This window comes from Streptomyces sp. Ru71 (assembly GCF_002920535.1).
Lineage (GTDB): Bacteria > Actinomycetota > Actinomycetes > Streptomycetales > Streptomycetaceae > Streptomyces.
The window spans coordinates 1-9,186 of sequence record NZ_PQSS01000135.1; the positions used below are offsets into that span (position 1 = coordinate 1).

Genomic DNA, 9,186 nt, shown 5'->3' on the forward strand with positions numbered 1-9,186 from the left:
CCGAATGGCATGGAACGCCACCTGGCGCACCACGCCGCACGGCATGCCACGCCGCCTTGCGCCTCACGCCGCACCGCACGACATGCCACCTAACACATCACGCCGTACGGCACGCCACGCCACCTGGCACCTCACGCCGTACGGCACACCGCGCCACCTGACACCTCACGCCGTACGGCACGCCGCGCCACCCGACACCACGCGCGCTACGGCACGGCACGCCACGTCACCCGGCGCCACGGGCGGTACGGCACGTCACGCCACCCAGCACCACATGCCACCTGCCCACATCAGGCCACCCCGGCACCTCAAGCCGCAGCCGCATCCACCCCCGCCCCCACACACAACGCCGCCAACTCATCCAGGGACAACCCCAGCGCACCCCCCCAGCGCCGCCACCGTGAAGAAGGCCGGCGTCGGGGCCCGCCCGGTCTCGATCTTGCGGAGGGTCTCGGGTGAGATCCCGGCGCTCGCCGCGACCTCGGTCATGCTCCGGCTGCCACGGGCCTGGCGCAGCAGGCGCCCGAGCCGTTCGCCTCGCTCGCGCTCTTCGGGGGTGAGAGGGGTGCGCACCATGGCACCCATTCTAATACCGGTATAGTAATTGGCATGGTGGAGCTGAAGACGGACACGTCGATCGATGCGATGTACGAGGCGGGCCAGGTCGTGGCCCGCGCCCTCACAGCCGTGCGCGAGGCCGCGGACGTGGGCGTATCCCTGCTGGAACTGAACGAGATCGCGCACGACGTGCTGCGCGAGGCGGGCGCGACCTCCCCCTTCCTGGGCTACCGGCCCTCCTTCGCGCCGACCCCGTTCCCGGCCGTGCTCTGCGCCTCCGTGAACGACGCGATCGTGCACGGCATCCCCACGACGTACCGCCTGCGTGACGGCGATCTCCTCTCCGCGGACTTCGGTGCCGAGCTGAACGGCTGGGTCGGCGACTCCGCGATCAGCTTCACCGTGGGCCGCCCGCGCCCGGCGGACCTGAAGCTGATCGAGACCGCCGAGCGCGCCCTGGACGCCGGCATCGCCGCGGCTGTCGTCGGCAACCGCATCGGGGACATCGCCCACGCCATCGGCACGGTGTGCCGCGCCGCCGGCTACGGCATCCCGGACGGTTTCGGCGGACACGGCATCGGCCGCCGTATGCACGAGGACCCGGGTGTCCCCAACGAGGGCCGGCCCGGGCGCGGCATGCCGCTGCGGCACGGCATGGTGCTCGCCATCGAGCCGATGCTGATCGCCGGCGGCACCGACGGCTACCACGCGGCCCCCGACGGCTGGACCCTGCGCACCGACGACGGCACCAGGGCAGCCCACGTGGAACACACGGTGGCCATCACGGAAACCGGCCCGCGCATCCTCACCCGACGCTGAGCAGCCCGACCTGGAAGGGACGCGGGATGCTGCTCCGACGCGTGGGCGCGAGCGACCACACAGGACCCGCACCCGCGAGACGACAGAACATCCCGGGTCGGAAGGCGCACCCCCACAGAACATGCCATCGTGGGCATGACCGACCCCACCCCCGGTTACCCGCCTCCGGTACGTCTCAGCGAAGGAACGGAGCGCCATGACCAGCGGCTACCTCGGCCCGGAGGGCGACCCCTTCGGAGAATTCCTCGCCCGCTTCTTCGGCGGCCCCCGCCCGGGGCCCCGCCAGATCGACATCGGACGGCTGCTCAGCCAGCCCGCCAGGGAACTGGTGCGCGGCGCCGCCCAGTACGCCGCCGAGCACGGCAGCCGGGATCTGGACACCGAGCACCTCCTGCGGGCCGCGCTGTCAAGCGAGCCCACCCGCAGTCTGCTGAGCCGGGCGGGCGCGGACCCGGACTCGCTGGCCTCGGAGATCGACGAGCGGTCGGGTCCGGTCCAGCACTCAGCCGGCGAGGCGCCCGCGCCGACCTCGCTCTCCCTCACCCCGGCGGTCAAGCGCGCCCTGCTGGACGCGCACGAGATGGCGCGCTCCAGCGGCGCCGGGTACATCGGCCCGGAGCATGTGCTGAGCGCGCTCGCCGCGAACCCGGACTCGGCCGCCGGGCACATCCTGAACGCGGCGCGTTTCGCACCGTCGGGCCCGCCGGCGGCGCCGGAGGGGGCCCCGCAGATGCCGCGTGCCGAGCGGGCGCGGCCCACGGGCACGCCGACGCTCGACAAGTACGGCCGCGACCTCACCGAGCTGGCCAACCAGGGCCGTATCGATCCGGTGATCGGCCGTGACACGGAGATCGAGCAGACGATCGAGGTGCTGTCCCGGCGCGGCAAGAACAACCCGGTGCTCATCGGTGACGCGGGCGTCGGCAAGACGGCGATCGTGGAGGGGCTGGCCCAGCGCATCGCCGACGGGGACGTGCCGGACATCCTGATCGGGCGGCGGGTGGTCGCCCTGGACCTGACCGGGGTGGTCGCCGGCACCCGTTACCGCGGTGACTTCGAGGAGCGGCTGAACAACATCGTCGAGGAGATCCGCACCCACTCCGACCGGCTGATCGTCTTCATCGACGAGCTGCACACCGTGGTCGGTGCCGGGGGCGGCGGCGAGGGCGGCTCGATGGACGCGGGCAACATCCTCAAGCCGGCGCTGGCCCGCGGTGAGCTGCACATCGTCGGCGCGACCACGCTGGAGGAGTACCGGCGCATCGAGAAGGACGCGGCGCTGGCCCGCCGCTTCCAGCCGATCCTGGTGCCGGAGCCGTCCGTGCCGGACACCGTCGAGATCCTGCGCGGGCTGCGGGACCGCTACGAGGCCCACCACCAGGTCCGTTACACCGACGAGGCGCTGGTGGCGGCGGTGGAGCTGTCCGACCGCTATCTGACCGACCGGCGGCTGCCGGACAAGGCGATCGACCTGATCGACCAGGCCGGCGCGCGGGTGCGGCTGCGGGCGCGCACCAAGGGCACCGACGTACGGGCCATGGAGCGCGAGGTCGAGCAGCTGAGCCGGGACAAGGACCAGGCGGTCGCCGACGAGCAGTACGAGACGGCGACGCAGCTGCGCGACCGGATCACCGAGCTGAAGCAGCGGATCGCCGAGCAGGGCGGCGACGGCGAGGCGGACGAGGGTCAGAACCTGCAGGTGACGGCCGAGGCCATCGCCGAGGTGGTGTCCCGGCAGACGGGCATCCCGGTCGCCAGCCTCACCCAGGAGGAGAAGGAGCGCCTGCTGGGCCTGGAGGAGCATCTGCACCAGCGGGTCGTGGGGCAGGAGGAGGCGGTGAGCGTCGTCGCGGAGGCGGTGATGCGCAACCGCGCCGGACTGTCCAGCCCGAACCGGCCGATCGGCTCGTTCCTGTTCCTCGGTCCGACCGGGGTCGGCAAGACGGAGCTGGCGCGGGCGCTGGCGGAGGCGCTGTTCGGCAGCGAGGACCGCATGGTCCGCCTGGACATGAGCGAGTACCAGGAGCGGCACACCGTCTCCCGGCTGGTGGGGGCGCCGCCCGGGTACGTCGGCCACGAGGAGGCGGGGCAGCTCACCGAGGTGGTGCGCCGGCACCCGTACTCGCTGCTGCTGCTCGACGAGGTGGAGAAGGCCCATCCGGACGTCTTCAACATCCTGTTGCAGGTGCTGGACGACGGCCGGCTGACCGACTCGCAGGGCCGCACGGTGGACTTCACCAACACGGTCATCGTGATGACCAGCAACCTGGGCTCGGAGGCCATCACGCGGCGCGGTGCCGGTATCGGCTTCGGGGCGACCGGGTCCGAGGCGGACGAGGAGGCGCGGCGCGAGCAGATCCTGCGGCCGCTGCGGGAGCACTTCCGGCCGGAGTTCCTCAACCGCATCGACGAGATCGTCGTCTTCCGCCAGCTCACCGGGGACGAACTGCGGCAGATCACACAGCTGCTGCTGGGGCAGACCCGCAGGCTGGTGCAGGCGCAGGGCGTGACGGTGGACTTCACCGACGCGGCCGTGGACTGGCTCGCCGAGCGCGGCTACCAGCCGGAGTACGGCGCCCGGCCGCTGCGCCGCACCATCCAGCGGGAGGTCGACAACCAGATCTCCCGGCTGCTGCTGAACGGCACGATCAGCGAGGGCGGCCGGGTGACCGTCGACGTCGAGGGCGGGCGGCTGGAGTTCCGCACGCACGCGCGGCCCGCCCCCGAGCTGTGACGGCCCTCCTGTACGGCCCTACGACGCCGGGCGGACGACCATCGCCGAGCCGCCGCCACGGCGTACCCTCTCGGCGGCGGCGAGCCAGCGGCCGTCCGGCAGCCGCTGCACGCCGGTCGCGGCGCCGATCTCCGGGTTGAGCTTGAAGGAGTGCCCGATCTTCTCCAGTTGGGCCCGCAGGTCGCTGTTCCACAGGCCGGGTTCGAGTTCGGTCTGCGCCGCGTTGCGCTGGCTGGCGCGCGGCGCGGCGATGGCGTCGACGAGCGGCAGCCCGCGGTCGAGGAACCGGGTGAGGGTCTGCAGCACGGTGGTGATGATGGTGGCGCCGCCGGGCGAGCCGAGCGCCACGACGGGCTTGCCGTGCCGGTCGAGCACGATCGTCGGGGAGATCGACGAGCGGGGCCGCTTGCCGGGGCCGGGCAGGTTCGGGTCGTGGACGGCCGGGTTGGCGGGGGCGAAGGAGAAGTCGGTCAGCTCGTTGTTGAGCAGGAAGCCGCGGCCGGGCACGGTGATGCCGCTGCCGCCGGTCTGCTCGATGGTGAGCGTGTAGGCGACGACGTTGCCCCACTTGTCGGCGACGGTGAGGTGTGTGGTGTTCTCGCCCTCGTAGGTCGTGGGCGCGGCGGTGCCTTGAGCGCCGCAGTCGGCGGGGTGGCGGGGGTCGCCGGGCGGCACGGGGCTGGTGAGCACCGCGTCGTCCTTGATCAGGCAGGCCCGCGAGTCGGCGTACCGCTGGGAGAGCAGTTCCTTCGCAGGTACGTCCTCGAAGGCGGGATCGCCCACCCAGCGCCCGCGGTCGGCGAACGCTATACGGCTCGCCTCGATGTAGCGGTGCAGGTACTGCGCCTCGCCGGCCTTCGACAGGTCGGTGTTCTCCAGGATGTTGAGCGCCTCGCCGACGGTGGTGCCGCCGGAGGAGGAGGGCGCGATGGAGTACACGCCGAGTCCGCGGTACGACGTCTTCGTGGGCGCCTGGAACTTGGCGCGGTAGGCGGCGAGATCGCGCTCGGTCAGCTTGCCGGGGCGGGCGTTCCAGCCGGAGGCGGGGTCGACGGGCGGGTGGTTGACGGTGTCGACGATGTCCTGGCCGAGGCCGCCGTGGTAGAGCGCGCCGACGCCCTTGCGGGCCAGCTCGGCGTAGGTGTCGGCGAGGTCGGGGTTCTTGAACGTACTACCGACGACGGGTAGTTGGCCGCCGGGCAGGAACAGCTCGGCGGTGTCGGGGAAGTAGCGGAAGCGGGTCTCGTTGGCGGCGGTCTGCGAGCGGAAGGTGTCGTCGACGGTGAACCCGTCCCGGGCCAGTCGTTCGGCGGGCTTGAGCACGCTGGAGAGCCGCTTGCTGCCCCAGGCGTCCAGGGCTGCCTGCCAGGTGGCGGGGGTGCCCGGGGTGCCGACGCCCAGGCCGCTGCTGACGGCGTCCGCGAAGGCGAGCGGCTTGCCGTTCTCCGTGAAGAGGTTCTGGTCCGCGCTCAGCGGGGCGGTCTCGCGGCCGTCGATGGTGTGCACGGTGCGGGTGCGGGCGTCGTAGTAGACGAAGTAGCCGCCCCCGCCGATGCCGGCGGAGTAGGGCTCGGTGACGCCGAGCGCGGCGGCGGTGGCGACGGCCGCGTCGACGGCGTTGCCGCCCTTCCTCAGCACCTCGATGCCGGCGGCGGAGGCGTCCGCGTCGACGCTGGCGACCGCTCCGCCGTAGCCGACGGCGAGGGGTGACTTCTGGACGGGATCCCGGTGCGCGGTGGGCGGTGCCGCCGCCCCCACCGACACCACGGCGGCCGAGACCGCCAGGACGGACAGTTTCCGGGCAACAGGACGACGCATCCGCACCTCCGGTTGAGGGACCGTCCGCGCAGCCTATTCCACTATCATGGTCACGTCAGTCACGTAGCATGCGCGCCCATGAACGACGACGTGCGCAACATCGTCCTGGGTGTGATGGCGGCCGGTATCAGCGCCGCGCTGGGCTGGATGTCCCGCACCTGGTTGTGGAAGCGGAAACTACGGCGCAAGCAGGCCTTCTTCGGGCTGCCCGACGACTCCGAGTCGCTGCTGGTGGTCAACCGGAACGCCGGCGGGCCGGAACTGGCGGTGATGCGCCACGATGTGTTCGCCCTCCTCGAACTGTCCGCGCTCATCAAGGACTGCCGCGCCCACGCCCAGGTGCTGCCGCACGACACGGCCCGTCAGGGCTTCGGGGAGCGCACCGAGTTCTGCGTCGGCGGCCCGGCCTCCAACCGCCGTATGGCCGCTCATCTGTCGTCCCTGCTGCCCGGGGTGCGCATCAACGTGGACGCCGAACCGGGCCCGGACCGCGGCGCCTTCCAGATCGGCTCCGAGCGCTACCGGCTGGACGCGGGACGGGCCGAGTACGTACTGCTCGCGCGGCTCACCGTGGAGGGCAGCCACGGCGACCGGCCGGTGTTCCTGTTCTGCGGGCAGACCGCCATCACCAACCAGGCCGCCACCCGTTACCTCGCCCGCAACCACGAGCGGCTCGCCCGCAAGCACGGCAGGAACTCGTTCGTGCTGCTGCTGAAGGTGGTCAACTCGCAGGCGTACGGACCCGATGTGGTGGAGCTGGTCGCGGACGTCACCCGGGCCGCGCAGGCCCCGCTGCCGGCGGCACCGAGGAACTCCCACCGGGCCCAGGCCTGACGTCCCCTCACCCCCCGTGACGAGCACAACCCGACCGGCACGCGGCTGACCTTCTCCCCGGGCGGGCGGCCCCTGGCGCGGGTCGCATCCGCCGCGAGCAGTGATCTGCGGCCGCGGCCGGGCGGGTATGGCCCTGTGTACTGCTGCCCCCTACGGACGAGGGGCCGTGGGGGGACCCACCCCCGGCAGCAGCGTTCGTGGTGCGGCCGTACCGGCGGGTACGGCCTCGGTCGTCACCACAGGGATGAACGGCACATCGTAGTTGAGAACCGCCGTGCGGACACAAGCGGTACGGACCATGCAGGGTGCTCCTCGTTCGGTTCCCGCGCGGCTGTGGGCGCCTGGGACGTCAACTGCCTCAGTGTTTGAGGATCTTGGAGAGGAAGTCCTTGGCGCGGTCGCTGCGCGGACTGGTGAAGAACTCGTCGGGATGACGGTCCTCGACGATCCGGCCGTCCGCCATGAACACCACGCGGTTGGCGGCGGAACGGGCGAAGCCCATTTCGTGGGTGACGACGACCATGGTCATGCCGTCGCGGGCGAGTTGCCGCATCACCTCCAGCACCTCGTTGATCATCTCGGGGTCCAGAGCGGAGGTCGGCTCGTCGAACAGCATCACCTTGGGTTCCATGGCGAGGGCCCGGGCGATGGCCACCCGCTGCTGCTGGCCGCCGGAGAGCTGCGCGGGGTACTTGTCCGCCTGGTTGGCCACCCCGACCCGCTCCAGCAGTTCGCGTGAGCGCCGGTCGGCCTCGTCCTTCTTGCGGCCGCGCACCTTCACCTGGCCCAGCGAGACGTTCTGCAGCACGGTCTTGTGCGCGAAGAGGTTGAAGGACTGGAAGACCATGCCGACCTCGGCACGCAGCCGGGCGAGCGCCTTGCCCTCCTCGGGCAGCGGCTGCCCGTCCAGCAGGATGGTGCCCGAGTGGATGGGCTCCAGCCGGTTGACGGCGCGGCACAGCGTCGACTTGCCCGACCCGGAAGGGCCGATGACCACGACCACCTCTCCCCTGCCGATCGTCAGGTCGATGTCCCGCAGGACGTGCAGCTCCCCGAAGTACTTGTTGACGTTCCGCAGCTCGATCAGTGGATCGACGGCCATGCGCAGCCCTACTCACTTTCAGCTGTGTCGTGGTGGCCGCAACGTATCCAGACGGCTTCCGCCCGACCCCACGACACGCACTTTCCGGATATAAGCCGTATTTAAAGCGCAGGTCGGGCCATGACTTCACCCTCGGGGCCCGGCTTCATACCTCGGCGACCTCCGCGTACAGCTGCGACAGTTCCGGCACCCCGCTCTCGGCCCAGCCCCGGCCCGCGGTCACGACGTCGATCTCCCGTCCCGACGCGAGCCTGACCACGGGCGGCTCGCCGGGGCGGATCTCCCACTGCGCTCCGGGCAGCGTGCGCACGACGACCGTGCCGAGGTAGAGCCCCGCGTCGTTGCCGAGCCAGGGCAGTGTCTCCGCGTCGTCCCGCCAGCGCGGCACCAGCTGGTCCAGCGCCTCCAGCGAGGCCGCCGTGTCGTCGAGCCGTACGCCGGCCTGCGCGGCCTGCGAGCGCAGCAGCTCGCACTCCGACAGGAGCGCGGCGACCGCCTCCGGGGCCGCCGTGAACCGCGCGTCGGCGAGCTTCCTGCGCCGGTTGCCCAGAAAAGGGAGGTTCATACGCCCAGCGTGGCATTCGCACCCTCGTGCGCACCACAGGCGCGCGGGCCTCCTTTTCGCCGTGGCACGGAGCACTGCCCGATCCTCGTCCCGCGCACCGCCCACCCCTCGTCCGGCGCACTCGCCCCTCCCCGTACGGCGCATTCCGTTCGGCGCCCACGCATGGCGCATTGACGGGTCCCTGACGCCTTCCTAGCTTCGCGGTGCGCGAGGAGACCGGGTGAGCGGGAGGAGCGGGCCGTGCGGCGAGGGGTGCGGGTCCTGGTGGCGGCCGTCCTGCTGTGCGCGGCCGGGCCCGCGCCGGCCGGCGCCGCCGCCACGGTGAGTCCCACCCCGCTGCCGCTTGAGCGGCTGTTCGACAACACCGCGGTCAGCGACGACGCCCGGCCCGCCGCGGCGGACCTCGACGGCTCGGGCGCCTCCCTGTCCGCGCAGGACCTCGCAGCCGCGGGCTGGACGCCGGGCCGGGCGCTGACCGTGCTCGGCGCCCGGCTGACCTGGCCCCGGCGGGCGCCGGGCGAGCCGGACAACGTGCGCTCCGCCGGGCAGTGGGTACGTCTGTCCGGCCGCGGCGACGCGCTGGCCTTCCTGGTCACGGGCACGGCCGGCGACGTCACGGGCGGCACGGGCACCGTGCGCTACACCGACGGCTCGACGGCCGCGTACACGCTCAGCGCCCCCGACTGGCCGCACCGGCCCGCTCGCCCGGAAGGCGGTGGCCCTGCCGCACGTCAACGCCCCCGGCGACGGCTCCCC

The 9,186-nt window shown here is 72.2% G+C and carries 6 protein-coding genes and 2 pseudogenes; 4 read left to right on the top strand and 4 right to left on the bottom strand.

What is annotated here, in order from left to right; all coding sequences use genetic code 11:
• Window positions 1-308: 308 nt before the first annotated feature.
• Window positions 309-576, bottom strand: a pseudogene (locus tag C3489_RS37190) (helix-turn-helix domain-containing protein).
• A 33-nt stretch (window positions 577-609) separates the two neighbouring features.
• On the opposite strand from C3489_RS37190, the gene map reads away from it, so the two are divergent.
• Together map and C3489_RS37200 are read left to right on the top strand one after the other, a co-directional pair.
• The gene (map, locus tag C3489_RS37195; protein WP_103786560.1) at window positions 610-1,377 is read left to right on the top strand and encodes a type I methionyl aminopeptidase; all 768 of its coding nucleotides are present in this window, start codon (window positions 610-612) and stop codon (window positions 1,375-1,377) included.
• 196 nt (window positions 1,378-1,573) lie between these two features.
• A complete protein-coding gene (locus tag C3489_RS37200; RefSeq protein WP_103786561.1) occupies window positions 1,574-4,111 on the top strand; it encodes an ATP-dependent Clp protease ATP-binding subunit in 2,538 nt (845 codons plus the stop codon).
• Window positions 4,112-4,129: 18 nt separating this feature from the next.
• On the opposite strand, the gene ggt is transcribed toward C3489_RS37200, so the two are convergent.
• On the bottom strand, window positions 4,130-5,929 hold the full coding sequence (ggt, locus tag C3489_RS37205) for a gamma-glutamyltransferase (RefSeq protein WP_103786562.1): 1,800 nt from the start codon (window positions 5,927-5,929) through the stop codon (window positions 4,130-4,132).
• A 78-nt stretch (window positions 5,930-6,007) separates the two neighbouring features.
• Between ggt and C3489_RS37210 the strand changes: the two genes are divergently transcribed.
• Window positions 6,008-6,763 (top strand): hypothetical protein, encoded by a 756-nt coding sequence (locus tag C3489_RS37210; protein ID WP_103786563.1) that lies wholly within the window; start codon window positions 6,008-6,010, stop codon window positions 6,761-6,763.
• 358 nt (window positions 6,764-7,121) lie between these two features.
• On the opposite strand, the gene C3489_RS37215 is transcribed toward C3489_RS37210, so the two are convergent.
• A complete protein-coding gene (locus C3489_RS37215) occupies window positions 7,122-7,865 on the bottom strand; it encodes an amino acid ABC transporter ATP-binding protein (RefSeq protein ID WP_103786564.1) in 744 nt (247 codons plus the stop codon).
• A 145-nt stretch (window positions 7,866-8,010) separates the two neighbouring features.
• On the bottom strand, window positions 8,011-8,430 hold the full coding sequence (locus tag C3489_RS37220) for a DUF6278 family protein (protein WP_103786565.1): 420 nt from the start codon (window positions 8,428-8,430) through the stop codon (window positions 8,011-8,013).
• A 252-nt stretch (window positions 8,431-8,682) separates the two neighbouring features.
• Here C3489_RS37220 and C3489_RS37225 point away from each other — a divergent pair.
• A pseudogene (locus C3489_RS37225) lies at window positions 8,683-9,186 on the top strand (SGNH/GDSL hydrolase family protein); the annotation flags it as partial.

What these genes read in the sequence shown, in the direction of transcription:
- C3489_RS37200 (WP_103786561.1), top strand. Translation starts at nt 1,574, where the DNA reads ATGACCAGCGGCTACCTCGGCCCGGAGGGCGACCCCTTCGGAGAATTC.
- C3489_RS37220 (WP_103786565.1), bottom strand. Translation starts at nt 8,430, where the DNA reads ATGAACCTCCCTTTTCTGGGCAACCGGCGCAGGAAGCTCGCCGACGCG.
- map (WP_103786560.1), top strand. Translation starts at nt 610, where the DNA reads ATGGTGGAGCTGAAGACGGACACGTCGATCGATGCGATGTACGAGGCG.
- C3489_RS37210 (WP_103786563.1), top strand. Translation starts at nt 6,008, where the DNA reads ATGAACGACGACGTGCGCAACATCGTCCTGGGTGTGATGGCGGCCGGT.
- ggt (WP_103786562.1), bottom strand. Translation starts at nt 5,929, where the DNA reads ATGCGTCGTCCTGTTGCCCGGAAACTGTCCGTCCTGGCGGTCTCGGCC.
- C3489_RS37215 (WP_103786564.1), bottom strand. Translation starts at nt 7,865, where the DNA reads ATGGCCGTCGATCCACTGATCGAGCTGCGGAACGTCAACAAGTACTTC.